Source organism: Psychrobacter sp. ER1, from assembly GCF_048631835.1.
Taxonomy (GTDB): domain Bacteria; phylum Pseudomonadota; class Gammaproteobacteria; order Pseudomonadales; family Moraxellaceae; genus Psychrobacter.
In genome coordinates this window covers 737,251-756,532 of sequence record NZ_CP184640.1, presented here as the reverse complement: position 1 = coordinate 756,532, position 19,282 = coordinate 737,251, and the positions used below count along the sequence as shown (strand labels likewise).

The window sequence follows — 19,282 nt, the reverse complement described above, 5'->3', positions numbered from 1 at the left end:
AGTAGCCAACATAATGCTAAATCAATAATAGGCATTGTGTTGGTTATCTAAACGACTCCTTTACCCTTCTCTAAGCGATCCACTATGGTATTAAATCCCACCGAGCTGATTACCTCAGATAAGAACACAACAGTGAAGCTTGTAAAAGCACTGTTGTCCCAAGCACGCCAGCGTAAGAAGAACGGTCAGACAGTCATAGAAGGCGTCCATTTGATAGATGCTGCGCTACGTAGTGACTATCCTTTTGCTCAGATACTACTATCTGAATCAGCGCGTAGTCACCCTGAAGTTCAGCAGGTATTGACTCGCCTGCCCACTTATACGCCTATTTTTACTTTGTCAGACGCACTTTATGAGAGTATTCGTAGCTTAGGTACTGGCATCGATATCATGGCAGTGATCAAAGTGCCAACGCCTAGCCTATCGATGATCGATGAGGACTGCTTAATTTTGAACGACGTGCAGGATAGCGGGAATGTTGGTACGCTGCTACGTACAGCAGCAGCCGTCGGTATCCGCAATATTCTATGTACCAGTGCGACCGCTCAAGCTTGGTCTCCCAAGACACTACGAGCAGGTATGGGTGCACAGTTTGCCCTGACTATTTATGAAGGCTTGAGTACGCAAAATATTTTAGATCATGTACAAGTGCCGCTTTTGGCGACTAGCTCACATACAGATACTATCATTTACGAGCACGATTTATCTGCGCCTGTGGCTTGGATTATGGGTCATGAAGGTCAAGGCGTTAGCGATGAGCTAATGCAATGTGCCACGCCGATAGCATTACCGCAGCCAAACGGTCAAGAGAGCTTAAATGTAGCGATTGCAGGGTCTTTATGTCTATATGAGACCTTACGTCAAAGACAATACTCTTAGCGTCCATTTATACCTGCTATTAAAACCCTATCTATCAAGCATAAAAAAACCCACTATCATTTAATAGTGGGTTTTTTATTATCTGTCTACTACTGATATAGTCAAAGAAGTCTAAGACGAATACAAGGCAGCCGACTGCAGATTGTACAAATAGTACATCTAAGGAGGGTAACGCCGTAGCCGTTTAGTAGTTCTGTGACTATATATTAAACCTTGCTAGTTAGCTCAGGCAATGCTTCAAATAGATCAGCTTCTAAGAAGTAATCAGCAACGCTAGCGATAGGTGCTTCTGGGTCATTGTTGATAGCAACGATGACTTTAGAATCTTTCATACCAGCCAAATGCTGAATTGCGCCTGAGATACCAGCTGCGATATATAGCTGCGGTGCAACGATTTTACCCGTTTGACCGACCTGCATATCGTTTGGTACATATCCTGCGTCAACAGCAGCACGTGATGCACCAACAGCAGCGCCTAGCTTATCAGCCAATGGCTCAATGTACTTGGTGAAGTTTTCACCGTTTGCCAAGGCACGACCACCAGAAACAACGATACCAGCTGAGGTCAATTCTGGACGATCAGACTTAGCCATTTCTTCGTTAACGAAGCGAGCTTTACCAGTTTCTTGTACGTTATCGATAGTTTCAACAGTAGCTGAACCGCCTTCGCTTGCCACTGGGTCAAACGCCGTAGTGCGTACTGTTAGTACCACTTTGTCTTCTGTGGTTTTTACTGTCGCTGTCGCATTACCTGCATAGATAGGACGCTCAAACGTTTGCGCATCTACCACACCTGAGATTTCAGACAACATGCTGACGTCAAGTAACGCAGCAACGCGTGGCATAAAGTTTTTACCAGTCGTGGTCGCAGCCGCTAGGATATGGCTGTAATCACCAGCGATATCAGCAACCAATAGCGCTACGTTACCTGCCAATTGATGCTCATAAGCAGCATTGTCAGCCAATAGTACTTTAGTCACGCCTTCTGCTTTTGCCGCTTCATCAGCAACAGCTTGGCTACCACTACCAGCAACCAATACATGGATATCATCACCCATTTGTTTAGCAGCAGCGATGGTGTTTAAAGTTGCCTTTTTTAGACTGGCATTGTCATGTTCTGCATATACCAAAATTGCCATGGTTTTAGTCCTTTATATATTCGTATTATCTATTCATGCGGTTGTTTGTGTACAAAGCTATTTGAGCAACTATCATTTAATCTAAGATAAAGCAGTCAAATTCATAGTCTTGTACAGGATATGCCGTAGCGAAGCATCCAATCATTAAAACATTAAATGACTTTTGCTTCGTTTCTTAGCTTATCGACCAACTCATCAACTGACCCTACTGTAATACCAGCTTTACGGTCAGCAGGTGGCACGACTTTAATAATTTCTTGCTTAGATGTCATATCAACACCGAAATCAGCTGGCGTTTTCTCATCAAGTGGCTTTTTCTTCGCTTTCATGATGTTAGGCAATTTAGCATAACGTGGCTCATTCAAACGTAGATCAGTCGTGATAACCGCTGGCAAATCAAGAGCAACAGTTTGTAGGCCGCCATCAATTTCACGCGTTACGTTTACTTTGTCGCCTTCAACTTTCACTTCTGATGCAAACGTACCCTGACCGATACCCATCAATGCCGCTAGCATCTGACCAGTTTGGTTGTTGTCATCATCAATCGCTTGCTTACCTAATAAGATAATATCAGTGCTTTCAGCTTCGGCGATACTTTTTAGAATCTTAGCAACTTGTAATGGATATGGTTTTTCGTCACTTACGACTAACACACCACGGTCAGCACCTAGCGCTAGGGCTGCACGAATCTGCTCTTGTGACTCTTTTGGACCGATTGAAGCAACAATGATCTCATCAATGACGCCAGCTTCTTTTAGGCGAACCGCTTCTTCTACTGCGATTTCATCAAAAGGGTTGATTGACATTTTAGTGTTTGATAAGTCAACGCCAGAGTTGTCGGCTTTTACACGAACTTTTACGTTATAATCAATGACACGCTTGACCGCTACTAATGCTTTCATACGTTCCTCGTTTATTAATGTTATGAGTTAAAAATTGTCAGTTAAGAACCAAAGGTTCGTTGTGGTTCAAATTGTCGTTCAAAATACTGCTCAAGGTTATTACTACATCAACAGAATATAGTTAACTAAGAAAGATGAGCCAATATCTAAGAGCATATTAGCATTGTATCTCTTACTAATGAAATCTGCTAAAGCTAAGCCAACCGTTATTATCAGACCTATGTATCTTGCGTCAGCAGGCAGATAAGGTCAAGACAACGCCGTGAATAATGCGTCATAAATTTGTCAACACTCTATAATAAATACTCTATAAGCACATCGTTTCACGATTTTTATTGTTCAGTAGCTTAAAATACTCGTACCTTTATAGCATTCTAAGCCTTAGCTTTACTTAATATTTTGTTATTATTTATCTCTTTGATGTTAACGGATAAGAATAGTTAGTTAATTAGTCAGGCTAGACCTGCGACTTACTATTCTTACTAGCACCAAGCAATAATTCGCTATCTCGTATATCGTCAAATAAAGACCAGTCAGGTTCAACATCATTATTCTTGATGACACTCATATCACCTGTCGTTTCCATAATCACTGCAAACACTTCTGTTTTCGCTTTGATACCATTTTTACGCAGCACTTCTTGGACATCGCTAGTACTAAGATTGGCTTCTTTTAAGTTGTCTTCTAGATACTCACCATGAGCCATTAGGATAATAGCTTGATTATCTATCAAAGCTTTTAGCGGCTTGATCTTACGTCTGATAACTGAAATAACGCCCTGAATTAAGAATAATACCGCAACAGCGAATAACCCTTGAAATAGAGATGGCTTATCTGACAATACTGTCGACGCCAATATACTACCAATACCAACCGTCATCGCAAAATCATGGCTTGATAACTTAGAAAAACTGCGTAAACCCATCAATCGAGTAAACAACATCAGCCCTACATAAAAGCCTACAGCAGATAAAGAAATCCCGAGCACCTGTTGCCAGTCAATTGAAAGCCAATTTTCCCACTTCATAATACAACCTTATCTATTACATTTTTATTAAATCATTGTTCGTTATTACCTGATGATGTTGACCGTCAAAATCAATAGTACCTTACATTACCAACACTTTGTCATACCAAAAACTCCCATAAAAAAGCAACCTGATAAGAGGTTGCTTCTTTTTAAAGTCGATACAGTATTTTTATTGTTTTAACAAACAAAGTAATCAATGCGTATTGATAATCTTATTGTCATTAAGCTTACTGGCAAGCAGTTAGCCTAATAATAAATGAGATTAGATAGCTTCGATTTGCTCAGCTTGTGGGCCTTTTTTGCCATCACCTAAGATGAAAGACACTTTTTGGCCTTCGGCTAGAGTTTTGAAACCGTTACCTTGGATAGCGCTGTAGTGAGCGAATACGTCTTGTCCGCCGTTGTCTTGAGCGATAAAACCAAAACCTTTAGCTTCATTAAACCACTTTACAGTGCCTTCAACTTTATCTGACATAAATTTTCCTGACTCTTTAACTGTTGGCGAGACTTGTGTCATCACCGATTAATTGATATATACCCTAATATTTTCTGCTAAATGCGGCGGCCAAAAATGCTAAATAATCTTAAAGAAAATTTGCATTTTTTGCCTCAAATATTTTGAGTACAGTCTGATTATAACAGTTTTCTATGGTAGGAACAGTCTAAATTGCTGATTTTTGTAAATAAATACTCACTATTGTTGCAAGCTAACATCGATATTAATCAGATCCATATCTTATTGATATGAAATAGTTTTTATTTATAAATGCACCATAACTTCATCAATAAACCACTAATTAAATAAGTCGACATAGATGATAGTAGGTTGGAATATCAATCACTGCAATGGTGATGTTGGTAACCATGCTGAACTCAATACGAGCAAACATAACGCAAAAAACACCAATGAAAATGACTGACTGTAGGCAATATATTTTGCTGGAATGACCAAGTCTTTAGGAGAGTCAGGGATGCCTTTACGCTTCAGTAGCTTGGTACCATATATCCAGCCAAAGGTCGTGTATATGCCATATGCTGCTGGCACTGCGATAGCTAATGGGGTCAAATCAATAACGTATAAAATCACCACTGATATGAAGAACCATAGAGTATCTAACAATGAACTGACTTTGAAGAATTTAGATTGAGGCAGTTTGCCATCGGTCTGTTTGAGCATCTCCCCTTCTATCCAAATTAAAACTGCTACCACAGCGCTAAGAGTAATATATACGAATTGCGGCGTTAGCCAGTCTGAATAAGATATTTGCACAGCATACAACCTATTATCTATAGAAAGTGAGAATGAAGCATCCGCCCGCTTCGAATATTTAGAAACGGGTAAGAACAATGATAAATGTTGATCGCAAAGGCGCTTTGGCCAATGTTAAGGTGCCTGCTTATATTGGGTAGCAATTAATAGTTTTCAACCGATAACCCCGATTCAAATCAAAGCGCAAAGCGCCTATCAAATACTTTGCATAAAAAAACCCATGCTATCAAGTGATAACACGGGCTACTTCATCTAAATCAGATTTTTATCTAAATCAGATTTTTATCTGAATAAGACTTTTATCGGTATAAGACTTTTATCGGTATAAGACTTTTATCGGTATAAAACTTAGTTTTTGTCTTTATCGATGATTTTGTTGCCGCCGATCCATGGCATCATGCCACGTAGCTTGGCACCAGTGATTTCGATTTGATGATCAGCGTTATTACGACGACGCGCAGTCATTGATGGATAGTTGGTTGCGCCTTCAGAGATGAACATCTTCGCGTATTCACCAGACTGGATGCGTTTTAGTGCATTACGCATGGCTTCACGTGACTGCTCATTGATAACTTCAGGGCCAGTAACATATTCACCGTATTCAGCGTTGTTACTGATTGAGTAGTTCATGTCAGCGATGCCGCCTTCATACATCAAGTCAACGATCAGCTTTAGCTCATGTAGACATTCAAAATAAGCCATTTCTGGTGCATAGCCCGCTTCTGTTAGCGTCTCAAAGCCCATTTTAACTAGCTCTACTGCGCCACCACAAAGTACGGCTTGCTCACCGAATAGATCCGTTTCAGTCTCATCTTTGAACGTTGTTTCGATGATGCCTGAACGACCACCACCAACGCCAGCAGCATACGATAATGCTAACTGTTTGGCTTGACCAGAAGCGTCTTGATAGATAGCGATAAGATCAGGGATACCGCCGCCTTTAGCGAACTCTGAACGTACAGTATGACCTGGTGCTTTTGGTGCAACCATAATGACATCAAGATCGCCACGTGGTACCACTTGGTTGTAATGGATTGCGAAACCGTGAGCAAAAGCTAGTGTAGCGCCTTCTTTGATGTTTGGCTCGATCACATCATTATAAAGCTCTTTTTGGAACTCGTCAGGCGTCAAAATCATGATAACGTCAGCAGCTTTTACCGCTTCTTCTACTTCAGCAACTTTTAGACCAGCATTTTCAGCCTTTTTCCATGATCCTGAGTTTGCACGTAGACCAACAGTTACATCGACGTCTGAATCCTGTAGGTTAAGCGCGTGTGCATGGCCTTGTGAACCGTAACCGATAATGGCAACTTTTTTACCTTGGATAATAGATAGGTCACAATCTTTGTCATAATAAACGTTCATAAATAGAGTCCTTGTTCTCAATCATGGCTTGCCATGGATAGTAAACGCTTATGCTGTAGTCAATATAATGACTAAGATAAGCGCTTTGTTGATTAGATAAATAAATATTGGTTTAAACTGGTCTTGATAAATACTTAAATGCTTAGGGTTTTTTCACCGCGGGCAATACCGATAACACCTGAGCGAACCACTTCCATGATACGCTCACGGCCAATCACATCGATAAAACCATCAAGTTTGGCTTTGTCGCCCACGATTTGAATCGTATATAAGTTCGAATTTACATCGACGATTTGTGCGCGGAAAATATCTGCGCTACGTTTAATCTCTTCACGCACACCGCCCGTTGCACGGACTTTAATGAGCATCAATTCACGCTCAACGTGCACGTTCTCCGTCAGATTAAGCACTTTAACCACTTCAATCAATTTATGCAATTGTTTGGTGATCTGCTCAATTCTTTCAGGTGACGTAATGGTCGTAACCGTTAGACGTGAAATACTTGGGTCATCAGTAGGTGCGACGTTCAAAGTTTCGATATTGTAGCCACGTTGTGAGAACAAGCCGACTAGCCGCGACAACGAACCCGCTTCGTTTTCCATCAATACCGAAATCAGATGTTGTTGTTGCATTAGGTACGCTCCCCTTTTGTTAACCACATATCACGCATGGCCTGTCCAGCGATTTGCATTGGATATACATGCTCATTACGATCGACGTAAACATCGATAAATACCAGTTTATCTTTCATAGCCATTGCTTCAGCCAATTGTGCTTCCATAGTCGCAGGGTCAGTAATTTTGATACCGACATGACCATAGCTTTCAGCCAATTTGACAAAATCTGGTAAGGAGTTCATATAAGACTGGGCATGACGACCTTCATACAGCATATCTTGCCACTGCTTCACCATACCTAGCTGCGCATTGTTAATGTTCAGAATTTTAACTGGTAAGTTATATTGCAAGCAGGTTGATAGCTCTTGGATATTCATCTGAATAGAGCCTTCACCCGTGATACAAACCACATCACGCTCAGGATTGGCAAGTTTGGCAGCCATTGCATACGGCAGACCAACCCCCATGGTACCAAGACCACCTGAATTCAGCCATTGACGTGGCTCATTGTAAGTATAGTAAAGTGCCGCAAACATCTGATGCTGACCAACGTCACTTGTGATAATAGCGTTGCTGTTAGTCACTTTATCTAGAGCTTGTACGACACTTTGTGGCTTAATACCATTATCTGTGCTGGTGTCATAACGTAAGCCATGACGCTTACGCCACTCATTAATTTGTGACCACCAATCGAGCAATGCGTGCTGCTCTAACTGCTTGTCTTGACCAACAATCTCTAGCATGTCCGTTAAGACCGACTTCACATCGCCTACGATAGGAATGTGCGCAAGAATCGTTTTTGAGATCGAAGCAGGATCGATATCGATATGAATGATGGTTGCGTTAGGGCAGAATTTTTTAACGTTGTTGGTCACACGATCATCGAAACGCGCGCCGACGGCCAAAATCACATCAGCATGGTGCATACTCATATTGGCTTCGTAAGTACCGTGCATGCCAAGCATACCTAAGAACTGACGATCAGAGCCAGGGAACGTACCAAGACCCATCAAGGTGTTGGTCACTGGTAAATTCAGACGATGTGCAAGATCTGTTAATTCTTCGTGCGCATTGCTCCAAATCACACCGCCGCCTGCATATACAACTGGACGCTGCGCTGCTAATAGCGTTTCAATGGCTTTTTTGATTTGACCACTATGACCTTTGAGTGAAGGCTGATACGAGCGTATAAATACTTCTTCTGGATATTCATAAGCAAACTTTTCGCTAGGCGCAGTCATGTCTTTTGGCACATCAATGACGACAGGGCCTGGGCGACCAGTCTGGGCAATATAAAATGCCTTTTTCACAATCATTGGAATTTCGCTAGCATGGCGTACTTGAAAGCTATGCTTAACGATAGGACGTGATACACCTACCATATCTGTTTCTTGGAAAGCATCTTCACCGATTAGGCTGCTTGGTACCTGACCTGCGATTACAACCATTGGTACAGAATCCATAAAGGCAGTAGCAATAGCTGTCACGGTATTGGTCGCACCAGGGCCTGATGTGGCCAACACGACACCAGTATTACCAGTCACTCGCGAATAAGCATCGGCCATGTGGCCCGCTGCTTGCTCATGACGTACTAAGATGTGCTCAATATTTTCTTGCTGAAACAGCGCATCATAAATGTGTAAGACCGCGCCACCTGGATAGCCAAAGATGTATTCGACACCTTCGTCAGTCAGTGCTTGCACCAGCATTTCAGCGCCCGATAGCATCACAGGCTGTGCACTACCTTCTGCAAGACGTTGTTGCTTTTGTTCAAAATTTTTGGCGGCATTACCCGTTTGGGTATGTCCCGTCATGTTCGGACTTTGCGTGGTTTGCGTCACTGTCATCACCTTTTTTGCGGCGAGAATTTGCGGGATTCTATGAGCAAAAATAATTACTTACCGTCGTTATTTTCACTTATTGAATGATCGCTAATTCTTGTCCATATCAAGAATATCTGCCCAATAGGTTTAATTAAAACTGTCTCATAGGACAATACTAATCAAACATAGCAGTGTATTTTAGGTCAGCTTTGTGATGGATGTTTATCGATATACAGTGACAAGATGCGAGTGCATCTATAAAAGAAGACGCTTATTATTGAGATTTGATACTAGCAAGTACCTATTGTGATTTTATTTGTACAGATGCATCGATATATACAAGCAAAAAAACTTCATGGCCAATACTAAATTATAAGATTTTTAAAACTTACAATAGGCTTTGGGAAATCTCTTAACGGCATATTATATAGCGTTTGATACAACTGCTAAAAACACATTTAGCACATTTCAAATAATAAGTTTATCTTAGTCATTGTAGACAGATAAGTCCGGAGACAATGTATCGCTATCAATAGTGGTCGTTGTGCCACTATGCTTGCTATATCATTATCACAAAGGAAATAAAACTGCGTAAGCTACCGATAAGTAACTTGTAGTTCTCTTTCTCAAGTGCCACGGCAACATCGTAAAAGCCGCTCACTGACCAATCAACTGCTATTATATTCGATGGTTTACGAGTTATTGTCAAGAAAAACTTCTAAAGCCTATCCCAAACTATTAGTTATTAAATAATATACATTGATAAGTATTATTTGCTAGAATCGATAGTCGATACATTATTACTACTAATTAAACGCTCAAATGTTATATTTACACCCATATACATTTGATTTTTATTACATAAGAGGATTGCTATTATGGCATATACGTCTAAGATAAATACCGCAGCCAAACTGTTGATAAGTACCGCGTGTATGCTAATGCTGTCCATGAATGCCAGTCAGGCTATTCAAGTTTATAAATCCACTGGGGCACATGGCGAAGTAAAATATAGCCAACATGCGCCGCAAGTCGGTAAAAATATCGAACTGATTGAGTTTCGTAGTGATGGTAGACAGAACAACGCAGGGCAAATGGCAGGAAAAACAGATCCTAACCAGAGCAGCAATGCTCAAACTGCAGAAGAACAACGAGTAGCAGCACTTGAAGCACGTATTAAAGAACAAGAAGCTCAGGCTAATGCCCAACGCTGCCAGTCATTACGTAATAACTTGACCAACCTAAATGTAGGCGGCCGTATCTATGAGATGGATGCCAACGGTAAACGTCAGTATCTAGATGGTCGTGAGATTGAGCTTAAGCGCGAGCGCGTACAGCAAGCGATTACACAGTATTGCTCCAACCCTTCTACCTAGTCAAATCTCTTAAAAGCAAATATTAAACTATCATAAGCTGCATAACGTGACGAATGGCTGCTGGCATATCTTGAGCTTGTAGCCCTCGTTGGCCCACTAGCAATGTATTGGTGTCGCTATTCGCTTGATTGACTAATACATCTCCTGCAAACCCATGTATAAGAACCGCTTGATGTAAGCTACGCGCCTCTGCTGATAAATCTTGCTGTGCCAATAGTCCAGCAGTCACCCCAGATAGCACATCACCCATGCCAGCGGTTGCCATGCCAGCATTACCCACATCACAGACGTATATTTGCTCTTGTCCCTCTTCTTGCTCTAGCACTAGCGATCCTGCCCCTTTTAATATCCAGTTACCGCCATATGTTGCAGCGCACTGTTTTATAGCTTGTAGTCTATTGGACTCAATCTTACTTATCTTTTGATCAAGTAGTCTAGCTGCTTCCCCACTATGCGGTGTCAAGCAAACCCGATGATTAGCACTGTATTCTCGTAGCTTTGTTATTAGCTCATGATTACCCATGTGCAGTGATGCCAAGTGATAAAGACCATCTGCATCAATCACTATTGATTTTTCATTCTCTATAGCAGCCTGTACATAATCAATAAATAATACTTTGGCTTTTTCGTCACGGCCAAGTCCCATCCCAATAGCAACGACACTGGCCTGCTTGATTAAATCTTTTACGCCGCTTGCGTCATGTAGATTAATGGTCATCGCATCTGGTAATGGAGTCAATAGTGACCCATGAAAAGCCTCATGGCAGGCAACCGTTATTTTACCAGCACCTGTCGCCATCGTACTGGCCGCAGACAGTATGGCAGCTCCGCCCATACCTTGAGAGCCATCGACGCGATTTCCGCCAATGATTAATACATGACCATAACTACCTTTGTAGCTGTTTTGGCGACGTGGCTTCATACTATGTGCAGCCGTCAGCAGCGTAGCAACTGGCGTAAATGCTTGGCTAGCATTTTTTCAGGTATCGTGTGATTGCTGGCTGTTTGCTGAAGCGCCATTTGATAAGGTATCAACGGTATATCGACTATATCTCCGCTATAATCTGTACCATCTTTAGTATGCAGACCAAACTTACGCGCAATCAAACATAGAGTCACGTCAGCTTGTATTGCTATGCGCTCGAACACTTCACCAGTAGAAGCCACTAAACCACTTGGAATATCAACTGCTATTGCTAGTGTGTTATTTTTCTGAGTAAAGTTATTAAAAGCTTTAATAGCTGCTTTATAGGCTCCCTCTGGTGCACGATCTAAGCCAATACCAAATAATGCATCGATATAGATATCAGCTGGCAAAACTTTTTTATCCGCATCATCGTGACTAATAATATCTTCAAACAGTTGATAGTGACAACTGCTAGCTAGGGCTATTCGTAACGCCCTTGTCGCGTCCGCTATATTTTCACTGTCGCTGTCTCCATTGTTAGGAGTTTTAGAAGTTACTGATTGATCATGGAGATCAAAATCATCTTTACTAAAGCCAACCGTCATTACTTCTACTTGCCAGCCAGCTTGCTGCAAATAATGAGCGATAAGCCAACCATCACCACCATTATTACCCTTCCCTACCCAGATACTTGCTCGACGTGGATGAGCACTACGGTGATAAACATTAGTATTGGCAGAATAGCTAGTACTGACGTTTCTTTGCTCATAAATCTGCTCTATTTGCTGTGTCATTTGCCAAGCGGCTTGTTTCATCAAATCAAAACTATCGTACCCCTCTGCAAACCAAGCCTGTTCCATCGCATAAACCTGCTCACTATTATATAGCGCAATAGGTTTTGTATTGGGTATAGATGTTAAATTGGTAATATTTCTCATAACTTATCCTTGGTGTTTCTACTTATTTTTTATTTTATTTAAATTTGGTTGCTCATTTCTCATATTAGCTTAGCAAAAGCTTACCTCGACTTATGTATCAATATGAATGTGAGTTTATTTTCTTTTATACTTGCACTCATTGCTCACTGGCTTATCATAGCCGTATTTACATTATCTCTGATTGTCAGATATGAATAATCTGATTAAAACAAATGAGAAAACATCTAATGAGCACCTACTCTCTATGCCTACTGATAAAAACAAAATCACCATTACCAATCCAACTGTATTTGCAACCACAGCTGATGTTAAGCAGTGGATTACAACACAAGCACAGGCACTAGGATTTGCTGATTGTGGTTTTCTATCTGTGCATCATCCTTTGTTTACTCAGCAGATTGAACAACTACAGAAGTGGCTAGATAAAGGCTATGAGGGCCAGCTGCAGTTTATGCATAATAATCATGATCTGCGCGCTCATCCTGATCAGTTAGTCGAGGGCGCAAAGACCATCATCAGCGTACGTATGGACTATCTAACTCAAGCACCCACACCGCGTGCTGTCAGTGATAACGACCATCCTAATAAAGGCATCATTGCGCGTTATGCCAGAGGGCGCGACTACCATAAGACAATGCGTAGCCGTTTAAAGCAATTGGCTTTAAAGATAGAAACAATGCTGCCTGAATGGCAACATTTGGATATCGGTTCAGAAAAAGAATTTGTGTTTAGACCTTTTAGTGATTCGGCGCCTATCTTTGAGCGGCCGATTGCAGATGCAGCAGGTCTTGGTTGGACAGGTAAACATACACTACTTATAAATAAGCAAGCTGGCTCATTTTTTGTACTCGGTGAGCTGTTTTTGAGCCTTGAGCTACCCGACGATAAACCAGTCAAGGAGCATTGCGGTAGTTGTAGCGCTTGTATTGACATATGCCCTACTCAAGCAATTGTAGCGCCCCATGAGCTCAACGCTTCTGCTTGTATCTCTTATTTGACTATCGAACATGATGGCGTCATCGATACCAAATATCGACGCGCAATTGGTAACCGGGTCTTTGGCTGTGATGATTGCCAGTTAATCTGTCCATGGAATCGTTATGCCAATCTTACGACCGTTGATGACTTCGCACCAAGACATGGATTAGACAATAGTAGCTTGCTTGAACTATGGCAGTGGCAAGAAGCCGACTTTATGAAGAACACTCAAGGTAGTCCGCTAAGACGCACGGGCTATGTGAATTTTTACGTAATATCGCTATCGGCCTTGGCAATGCTAATGCCAGCTTAGAAGTAGTCGAACAGTTAAAATCTAAATTGACCTTACATAATGACATGCTAGATGAGCATATTGAATGGGCTCTAATTGAGCAGCACAATAAGCTAGAATTAACCAATTAACCAATTAACGAATTATTTTATGACTATCAAATATTCCTGAGATAAAGTGTTTATTTGAAGTGTACAACATAAAAAAGCCTCTTAACAATAAGAGGCTTTTTTACTGAAAATACTATATCTAAAATAACGTGTCTTTATACACTACTTCGAACATTACGGCTTAGGAATGCGTAATACTTGACCTGGATAGATTTTATCTGGATCAGACAACATTGGCTTGTTCGCTTCAAATATCTTCATATAGTCACCAGATGAACCATATACTTCTTTAGCGATTTTAGACAAACTGTCACCAGACTTTACCGTATACATCGTAGATTCAGGTGCATCTTCTTCAATATCGATGTTATCAATAACTTTTGCAACGTTTTGCACGTTACCGATAGCGATAATTGCTTTTTCACGATCAGCTTGAGTTTTAGCATTACCACTGATTTCTGCAGTATCTGTAGAACCATTATATTTGATTTTTAGGTTACTGATATTGAGGTTTTGCTGCTGAATACGGCGCAACAAAATATTAGCAACTGATTGTGCACTAGGCTCACTGCTTTGTACTGGTGTATTAGCATCTGCTTTCGTTTCTGTCTTAGCATCATGCTTTTCGTCATCACGATTAAAAATCTTATCACCGATATCTTTTGCAAAGCTAAACATACCCATATATCTACTCCTTGAAATATTATTATTTGTCATTCTTTTAATGAAATGCGCAATCAAACAATATTTTGAATGTCTAACTGGCATCTTTTTCTACGACTTACCATTACGAGTATAGATAAAGTGAGTCGATGTAGATAGTAATAGTATGTTGAATAATGTTGAATTGACGTAGTCAATGTTAAATTCGATTACTGCATTTAAAAATAACAATCACGCGCCCATAAAAAAACCGCCTATCTAATCAGATAAGCGGCATTATAAATCTGCTAAATAAGTAGCAAATTATAGTTGGGCTTGTACGTAATCGATTGCTTTTTGAACAGTAGTCAGTTCTGCAGAATCTTCATCAGGAATAGTGATACCAAAATCACTTTCAAATGACATAACCAATTCAACTAGGTCTAAAGAATCTGCACCTAGGTCTTCCATGAATGAAGCATCGTTGTTGATGTCTTCAACGTTCATACCTAGTTGCTCAGCCACTGCTGCTTTTACTCTTAGCTCGATATCATTACTCATGTAGATCACTCCGTTATCATCTATTATTTTTAATAAACTGCTATATCGCCTTATTTAACGCTATAGCATGGTATATAAAATGCGTTTGCCAGACCAGCAATGCTGTCTGAGTACTCTATGACATGTTATACAGTTTGTCTGATGTCTAATAAAGCCCTGTTATCATACAGGGCTTTGACTCAAAAGTATCCGTCATTATAGCACCCTTTATTATAGTTTACACTCGTTCACACAGTTTTTTATTATAACTATGTAACGCTCGTATATTGACTACATATACATGCCGCCATTGACAGGAATGACAGCGCCTGTGATATAGCTGGCCTCGTCGCTAGCCAAGAAGTGTACCGCTGCAGCGATATCTTCTGGCTGACCAAGACGGCTAATAGGTACAGCATCTAACATAGAGTTCAATAGGCGCTCATCAAGCTCATCTGTCATATCCGTTTCGATCAAGCCTGGTGCCACGCAGTTGATGGTCACTTGGCGTGAACCAATCTCACGTGCAAGCGTACGGCTAAACCCTTCTACGCCAGCTTTGGTCGCCGCATAGTTAGATTGACCTGCATTGCCCATTTGAGCGACGACAGAGGTAATGTTGATAATACGGCCACGGCGTGCTTTCATCATACCGCGTACAGCACGTTTGCTCATGCGATATACCGATGTCAGATTGGTATCGATGACATTTTCCCAATCTTCATCTTTCATGCGCATCAGTAGGCCATCTTGAGTGATACCTGCATTGTTAACCAATACTTGTACCGCACCATAGACGCTTTCAATCTCTTCAAACAGTTTGTCAATTTGAGCAGTATCACGTACGTCTAAAACACGACCAATACCACCAGTATCATGAAGGTAGTCATCGATAAGCTCAGCGCCCTTTTCAGTGGTCGCAGTTCCAATAACAAAATGTCCTTCTTTGGCAAAACGTTTGGCCACTGCTTTGCCAATACCTCGGCTAGCGCCAGTCACTAATGTAATCGTACGGCTCATGATAACACCTCTAATAATTTTTCTAGACGGGCAGGCTTGTCAGTAGGATAGCTTGCGATTGGCTGCGCCTGACGCTTCGCCAAATTGCTCAGTACATTACCACTGCCGCATTCGATTAAGATATTAATTTGCTTATCAGCTAGCTCTTGCATGGTTTTTGACCACAGTACTGGCTCGCTCAGCTGTTCAGTCAATGCTTGCTTGATACCGACCGCACTGGTTTCAACGCGTGCATAGCGATTTTGTATAACAGGAATGGTTGCCTGATCAAACTTGATACCCGCTAGTATCTCAGCCAATGCATTGCTGGCAGGTTCCATAAGGGCACAATGAGACGGCACACTCACTTTTAGAGGAACAGATTTTTTGCCAGTATTTTTGACTTTATCAATAACAGCATTAACACCAGCAGCGTTACCCGAGATAACCACTTGTCCTGGACTATTGAAATTGGCTGCACCGACTACTGCATCTTCGACATGTTCGGTTGCTTGCTCACACAAGTTTTCGACTCGGTTGTCTTCTAGTCCTAATACTGCAGCCATAGCAGTATCAACTCCTACAACGGCCTCTTGCATCAACTGACCGCGCTTATGTACTAAAGTAACGGCATCACCCAGCGATATCACATTGGCAGCACACAGGGCACTGTACTCGCCCAAAGAGTGACCAGCTAAATAACAAGGCGTATCTTCTATTTTTTGTTGTAAGACACGCCAAATAGCAATACTAGCTGTCAAAAGCGCAGGCTGAGTATATTGGGTTTGATTGAGTTTTTCTTCGTCCTGACAGATTGCCCACAAATCCTCGCCAAGCGCATCACTCGCTTCGGTAAATGTATCACGTATCTCTGGATAGATTTCAGCAAGCTCGCTCGTCATTGCGACTGCTTGAGATCCTTGTCCAGGAAAAATAACCGCGATACGAGCGGGTTGCTTTTTACCATATCGGGTACAGAAGCCATAACCAATATTCCTTATCTGATTAGAAATATCCCTAAAAACAATGGGGTGTATTATATTATTAGATGTTATACAAGGCCGCTACTTCAAGTATTTATGCAAGAAAACGGATTGTCAGTAAACTATACACTGACAGACACGATTATCATAGCGGATGCAAACCAAACAGCAATAGTAACGCTGCCCAAATTAAAGGAGCGGATTATATCAGCACATTTTTAAATCTACTAAAAATAACAAGCGCATTAAGCAATAAGTCTAGTTATAAATAACAAAAAGCCAAGTTATCCAGCCACATAATATATGATAGCGAAATAACTTGGCTTTTTTAGCTCAAAGCTTATTGACTAATAATAACTAGGCAAAAACAATAATAGTCACCAGTACTATTATTATCTTCGCCTAAGCTATCATAGAGCCAATGTCTTAGGCGTCTTGGCTGACTTTGAACAGTTGACGACCACGGTAGAAACCATCTTTAGTCATGTGATGACGACGATGTTTTTCACCAGTAGTAGCATCTACGCTTAGTTCAGCAATTTCCATACGGTGATGTGAACGGCGCATGTCACGACGAGAACGGCTTTTACGACTTTTTTGAACAGCCATGATATAGCTCCTATACTTAAAAGGGATAAGCTTGAAATTCAGCTTAAGTCGATACTGACAGAGGCTATATAATCACAACAACCTAAGTCTTAAGCATCATTAGTTAAATAGATTGCCACTCACATAAAGCACTGACCAAGGCTGAATTCTATAAAAAATTTACCCAGTCAGTTTCTATCAGCAAGCAACAGGTTGCTCGAATGCAATAAACCGGACATTATACGCATGTTTATTAAATTAATAAAGCCCTGCCTCGCACTCTTCTGTACAAAGCTGATAAAAGGTTTTTTAAATGCATCGAGTAGATAATTTTGACGCTTATAGTTTGCCTTTTAGCGAGGCTAAAGCAGCAAAAGGATTTTCACCTTCCTCTTCTTCTGGTATTTCGCCAAACTGCTCAACAGACATCTCACAATCGTCATGCTTTGGTGCCATAGGCGTTTTGAGCAAGATCTCGTCTTCTACCAACTTCTTAAATGGTAATAGACGCTCTGGCGACTGCTCGGTGACGATTTCCTCCAGTAATAAATAATCCTGTTCATCTTTAACTAAACGAACCTGACTATCGTTTTCGAGTAGCGCGATGTCATAATCATCAGACAAGTCTATAGCGATTGGTTGTAAACAGCGCTGACAAGTTAGCCAAACATCACCTGTCAAAGTAAATGCTAAATGCAAGACGTTGTTGCGACGATACAAGTTAGCGTTGAGCTGTATGTCTGACTGCTCATGTTCAGTGCTCAGAGTAGTAGCAAGACGATCAAACGAGTTTGGTTTGACCTCTCCTGACCATTCGTAACCAGTGTCTGCCCACTTATCTAAGGAGATGTGCTCAGGCATGCCAGTAGATACAGGCGCTTTTTTATTGTCAGCGTGAGGTGCTGACGGTTTAGTTTCTGGAGTGCTTGACATGCGCGGCCTCATTCATAAAAACGGTGTATAATATTGCCTGCCATACTAACGGAAAGTGCCATATTCTGCTAGCGCTAGTATGTTAAGATTTTTGATAGTAAATTTGTTTAAGCTCTTTTACTACTTATCTTTTACCTAAAGTTTTTTGTCTTTAGTATTTATTAAGTCAATGTCTTCTCTATGAATCTATCCGATAATAAAATTAATTTTTCTGATTTACTTTCTTCTACTGAAGCAAGTTCGTTGCTACAACATCTTACTCAATTAGGGAGCTATACTGAAAATTCAGCCAACAACAAACTGCATTTTGATAAAGATGAGTATTTAAAAGAATGGAGAAGTCAGTGGCAAGAATTGTCTAGTACTCAATCTGACGATACTTATACAGCAGAATTGGTAGTTGATGGCGAACGATTAGCTACTGATTGGCTCATACAGCTGTTTAATACTTTATTTATTAACCAGCAAGTGATATTGGTTCGTAGCAATGATGAACCCGAATATTTTCCAGCTCAAAATAATAAGCCTGCCAGAATTGAATTCGCTCATGGATTTTTTGCCAGTGCCCTGCACGAATTAAGTCATTGGTGCATGGCTGGTGACGCTCGTAGACAATTACCTGACTTCGGCTACTGGTATGCCCCAGATGGTCGGACAGAGGCTCAGCAGCAAGCATTTGAGCGTGTAGAAATCAAACCTCAAGCACTAGAGTGTCTATTTACTCTGGCGTGTGGGCGACATTTCCAAGTCTCACAAGATAATTTGTTTGCCGACTTCGACACTAGTAATAGCACCTTTGCCAGTGATGTCTATCAGCAAGTAGAAAGCTATATAGCCAAACCTCATACTCTGCCGCGTGACGCCAAGACTTTACTGACTGCTTTACTTAGCGTTTGTACTTCTTTATCTGAAATCAACGCTTAATTCAAATTACTAAGTGTTCCTACTTATTAACGATTTTCTACGGTTGG

The 19,282-nt window shown here is 41.0% G+C and carries 19 protein-coding genes and 1 pseudogene; 4 read left to right on the top strand and 16 right to left on the bottom strand.

Translation table 11 applies throughout. The features are described 5' to 3' along the window. The first annotated feature begins 84 nt into the window (after positions 1–84). On the top strand, positions 85–879 hold the full coding sequence (locus ACOBWA_RS03565; protein ID WP_414559109.1) for a TrmH family RNA methyltransferase: 795 nt from the start codon (positions 85–87) through the stop codon (positions 877–879). A 206-nt stretch (positions 880–1,085) separates the two neighbouring features. Here the strand turns inward: ACOBWA_RS03565 and ACOBWA_RS03560 are convergent, their stop codons facing one another. From ACOBWA_RS03560 to ACOBWA_RS03525, 8 genes are all read right to left on the bottom strand, one after another. After that, entirely contained in the window at positions 1,086–2,018 is a 933-nt protein-coding gene (locus tag ACOBWA_RS03560; protein WP_414559108.1) for an electron transfer flavoprotein subunit alpha/FixB family protein, read from the bottom strand. Between the two features lie 152 nt (positions 2,019–2,170). Then, positions 2,171–2,920 carry an electron transfer flavoprotein subunit beta/FixA family protein gene (locus tag ACOBWA_RS03555; protein ID WP_057758837.1) on the bottom strand — a complete coding sequence of 250 codons (750 nt, stop codon included), beginning with the start codon at positions 2,918–2,920 and terminating at the stop codon, positions 2,171–2,173. Positions 2,921–3,377: 457 nt separating this feature from the next. Beyond that, on the bottom strand, positions 3,378–3,947 hold the full coding sequence (locus ACOBWA_RS03550) for a DUF421 domain-containing protein (protein ID WP_420230225.1): 570 nt from the start codon (positions 3,945–3,947) through the stop codon (positions 3,378–3,380). Between the two features lie 265 nt (positions 3,948–4,212). Continuing rightward, entirely contained in the window at positions 4,213–4,425 is a 213-nt protein-coding gene (locus tag ACOBWA_RS03545; protein WP_057758834.1) for a cold-shock protein, read from the bottom strand. 363 nt (positions 4,426–4,788) lie between these two features. Continuing rightward, positions 4,789–5,220, bottom strand: coding sequence for a hypothetical protein (locus ACOBWA_RS03540; protein ID WP_101204855.1), 432 nt, complete (start codon positions 5,218–5,220; stop codon positions 4,789–4,791). A gap of 348 nt (positions 5,221–5,568) precedes the next feature. Next, positions 5,569–6,585 (bottom strand): ketol-acid reductoisomerase, encoded by a 1,017-nt coding sequence (gene ilvC, locus ACOBWA_RS03535; RefSeq protein ID WP_102092529.1) that lies wholly within the window; start codon positions 6,583–6,585, stop codon positions 5,569–5,571. A gap of 134 nt (positions 6,586–6,719) precedes the next feature. After that, positions 6,720–7,217 carry an acetolactate synthase small subunit gene (ilvN, locus tag ACOBWA_RS03530; RefSeq protein ID WP_057758828.1) on the bottom strand — a complete coding sequence of 166 codons (498 nt, stop codon included), beginning with the start codon at positions 7,215–7,217 and terminating at the stop codon, positions 6,720–6,722. Then, the gene (locus ACOBWA_RS03525; RefSeq protein ID WP_197411831.1) at positions 7,217–8,929 is read right to left on the bottom strand and encodes an acetolactate synthase 3 large subunit; all 1,713 of its coding nucleotides are present in this window, start codon (positions 8,927–8,929) and stop codon (positions 7,217–7,219) included. The genes ilvN and ACOBWA_RS03525 overlap by 1 nt, the downstream gene beginning before the upstream one ends. A gap of 974 nt (positions 8,930–9,903) precedes the next feature. Here ACOBWA_RS03525 and ACOBWA_RS03520 point away from each other — a divergent pair. Then, entirely contained in the window at positions 9,904–10,401 is a 498-nt protein-coding gene (locus tag ACOBWA_RS03520; protein WP_420230224.1) for a DUF4124 domain-containing protein, read from the top strand. Between the two features lie 22 nt (positions 10,402–10,423). Here the strand turns inward: ACOBWA_RS03520 and ACOBWA_RS03515 are convergent, their stop codons facing one another. Next, entirely contained in the window at positions 10,424–11,323 is a 900-nt protein-coding gene (locus ACOBWA_RS03515; RefSeq protein ID WP_420230223.1) for an NAD(P)H-hydrate dehydratase, read from the bottom strand. 14 nt (positions 11,324–11,337) lie between these two features. Further along, positions 11,338–12,246, bottom strand: coding sequence for an NAD(P)H-hydrate epimerase (locus tag ACOBWA_RS03510; protein WP_420230222.1), 909 nt, complete (start codon positions 12,244–12,246; stop codon positions 11,338–11,340). 244 nt (positions 12,247–12,490) lie between these two features. Here ACOBWA_RS03510 and queG point away from each other — a divergent pair. After that, positions 12,491–13,647 (top strand): annotated as a pseudogene (gene queG / locus ACOBWA_RS03505) (tRNA epoxyqueuosine(34) reductase QueG). Positions 13,648–13,800: 153 nt separating this feature from the next. Here the strand turns inward: queG and lysM are convergent. From lysM to ACOBWA_RS03475, 6 genes are all read right to left on the bottom strand, one after another. Then, complete coding sequence (lysM, locus tag ACOBWA_RS03500; RefSeq protein ID WP_057758817.1) at positions 13,801–14,310, bottom strand: peptidoglycan-binding protein LysM; 510 nt, start codon at positions 14,308–14,310, stop codon at positions 13,801–13,803. A gap of 282 nt (positions 14,311–14,592) precedes the next feature. Then, positions 14,593–14,829 (bottom strand): acyl carrier protein, encoded by a 237-nt coding sequence (gene acpP, locus ACOBWA_RS03495; protein ID WP_057758815.1) that lies wholly within the window; start codon positions 14,827–14,829, stop codon positions 14,593–14,595. Positions 14,830–15,099: 270 nt separating this feature from the next. Next, entirely contained in the window at positions 15,100–15,828 is a 729-nt protein-coding gene (fabG, locus tag ACOBWA_RS03490) for a 3-oxoacyl-ACP reductase FabG (protein ID WP_057758813.1), read from the bottom strand. Beyond that, positions 15,825–16,709 carry an ACP S-malonyltransferase gene (gene fabD, locus ACOBWA_RS03485; RefSeq protein WP_420230221.1) on the bottom strand — a complete coding sequence of 295 codons (885 nt, stop codon included), beginning with the start codon at positions 16,707–16,709 and terminating at the stop codon, positions 15,825–15,827. Before fabD ends, fabG begins: the two co-directional genes overlap by 4 nt. A 507-nt stretch (positions 16,710–17,216) precedes the next feature. Further along, complete coding sequence (rpmF, locus tag ACOBWA_RS03480) at positions 17,217–17,399, bottom strand: 50S ribosomal protein L32 (RefSeq protein WP_057758809.1); 183 nt, start codon at positions 17,397–17,399, stop codon at positions 17,217–17,219. A 318-nt stretch (positions 17,400–17,717) separates the two neighbouring features. Next, on the bottom strand, positions 17,718–18,311 hold the full coding sequence (locus ACOBWA_RS03475) for a YceD family protein (protein ID WP_420230220.1): 594 nt from the start codon (positions 18,309–18,311) through the stop codon (positions 17,718–17,720). 180 nt (positions 18,312–18,491) lie between these two features. Between ACOBWA_RS03475 and ACOBWA_RS03470 the strand changes: the two genes are divergently transcribed. Next, entirely contained in the window at positions 18,492–19,235 is a 744-nt protein-coding gene (locus ACOBWA_RS03470) for an elongation factor P hydroxylase (RefSeq protein ID WP_420230219.1), read from the top strand. The last annotated feature ends 47 nt before the right edge of the window (positions 19,236–19,282 follow it).

Excerpts from the sequence above, each read along its gene's own strand:
- ACOBWA_RS03560 (WP_414559108.1), bottom strand. The coding sequence starts at position 2,018 with ATGGCAATTTTGGTATATGCAGAACATGACAATGCCAGTCTAAAAAAG.
- ACOBWA_RS03510 (WP_420230222.1), bottom strand. The coding sequence starts at position 12,246 with ATGAGAAATATTACCAATTTAACATCTATACCCAATACAAAACCTATT.
- fabG (WP_057758813.1), bottom strand. The coding sequence starts at position 15,828 with ATGAGCCGTACGATTACATTAGTGACTGGCGCTAGCCGAGGTATTGGC.
- ilvC (WP_102092529.1), bottom strand. The coding sequence starts at position 6,585 with ATGAACGTTTATTATGACAAAGATTGTGACCTATCTATTATCCAAGGT.
- ACOBWA_RS03565 (WP_414559109.1), top strand. The coding sequence starts at position 85 with ATGGTATTAAATCCCACCGAGCTGATTACCTCAGATAAGAACACAACA.
- ilvN (WP_057758828.1), bottom strand. The coding sequence starts at position 7,217 with ATGCAACAACAACATCTGATTTCGGTATTGATGGAAAACGAAGCGGGT.
- ACOBWA_RS03525 (WP_197411831.1), bottom strand. The coding sequence starts at position 8,929 with ATGCTATCGGGCGCTGAAATGCTGGTGCAAGCACTGACTGACGAAGGT.
- ACOBWA_RS03515 (WP_420230223.1), bottom strand. The coding sequence starts at position 11,323 with ATGAAGCCACGTCGCCAAAACAGCTACAAAGGTAGTTATGGTCATGTA.
- lysM (WP_057758817.1), bottom strand. The coding sequence starts at position 14,310 with ATGGGTATGTTTAGCTTTGCAAAAGATATCGGTGATAAGATTTTTAAT.
- ACOBWA_RS03475 (WP_420230220.1), bottom strand. The coding sequence starts at position 18,311 with ATGTCAAGCACTCCAGAAACTAAACCGTCAGCACCTCACGCTGACAAT.
- rpmF (WP_057758809.1), bottom strand. The coding sequence starts at position 17,399 with ATGGCTGTTCAAAAAAGTCGTAAAAGCCGTTCTCGTCGTGACATGCGC.
- ACOBWA_RS03520 (WP_420230224.1), top strand. The coding sequence starts at position 9,904 with ATGGCATATACGTCTAAGATAAATACCGCAGCCAAACTGTTGATAAGT.
- ACOBWA_RS03470 (WP_420230219.1), top strand. The coding sequence starts at position 18,492 with ATGAATCTATCCGATAATAAAATTAATTTTTCTGATTTACTTTCTTCT.
- ACOBWA_RS03555 (WP_057758837.1), bottom strand. The coding sequence starts at position 2,920 with ATGAAAGCATTAGTAGCGGTCAAGCGTGTCATTGATTATAACGTAAAA.
- acpP (WP_057758815.1), bottom strand. The coding sequence starts at position 14,829 with ATGAGTAATGATATCGAGCTAAGAGTAAAAGCAGCAGTGGCTGAGCAA.
- fabD (WP_420230221.1), bottom strand. The coding sequence starts at position 16,709 with ATGACGAGCGAGCTTGCTGAAATCTATCCAGAGATACGTGATACATTT.
- ACOBWA_RS03545 (WP_057758834.1), bottom strand. The coding sequence starts at position 4,425 with ATGTCAGATAAAGTTGAAGGCACTGTAAAGTGGTTTAATGAAGCTAAA.
- ACOBWA_RS03550 (WP_420230225.1), bottom strand. The coding sequence starts at position 3,947 with ATGAAGTGGGAAAATTGGCTTTCAATTGACTGGCAACAGGTGCTCGGG.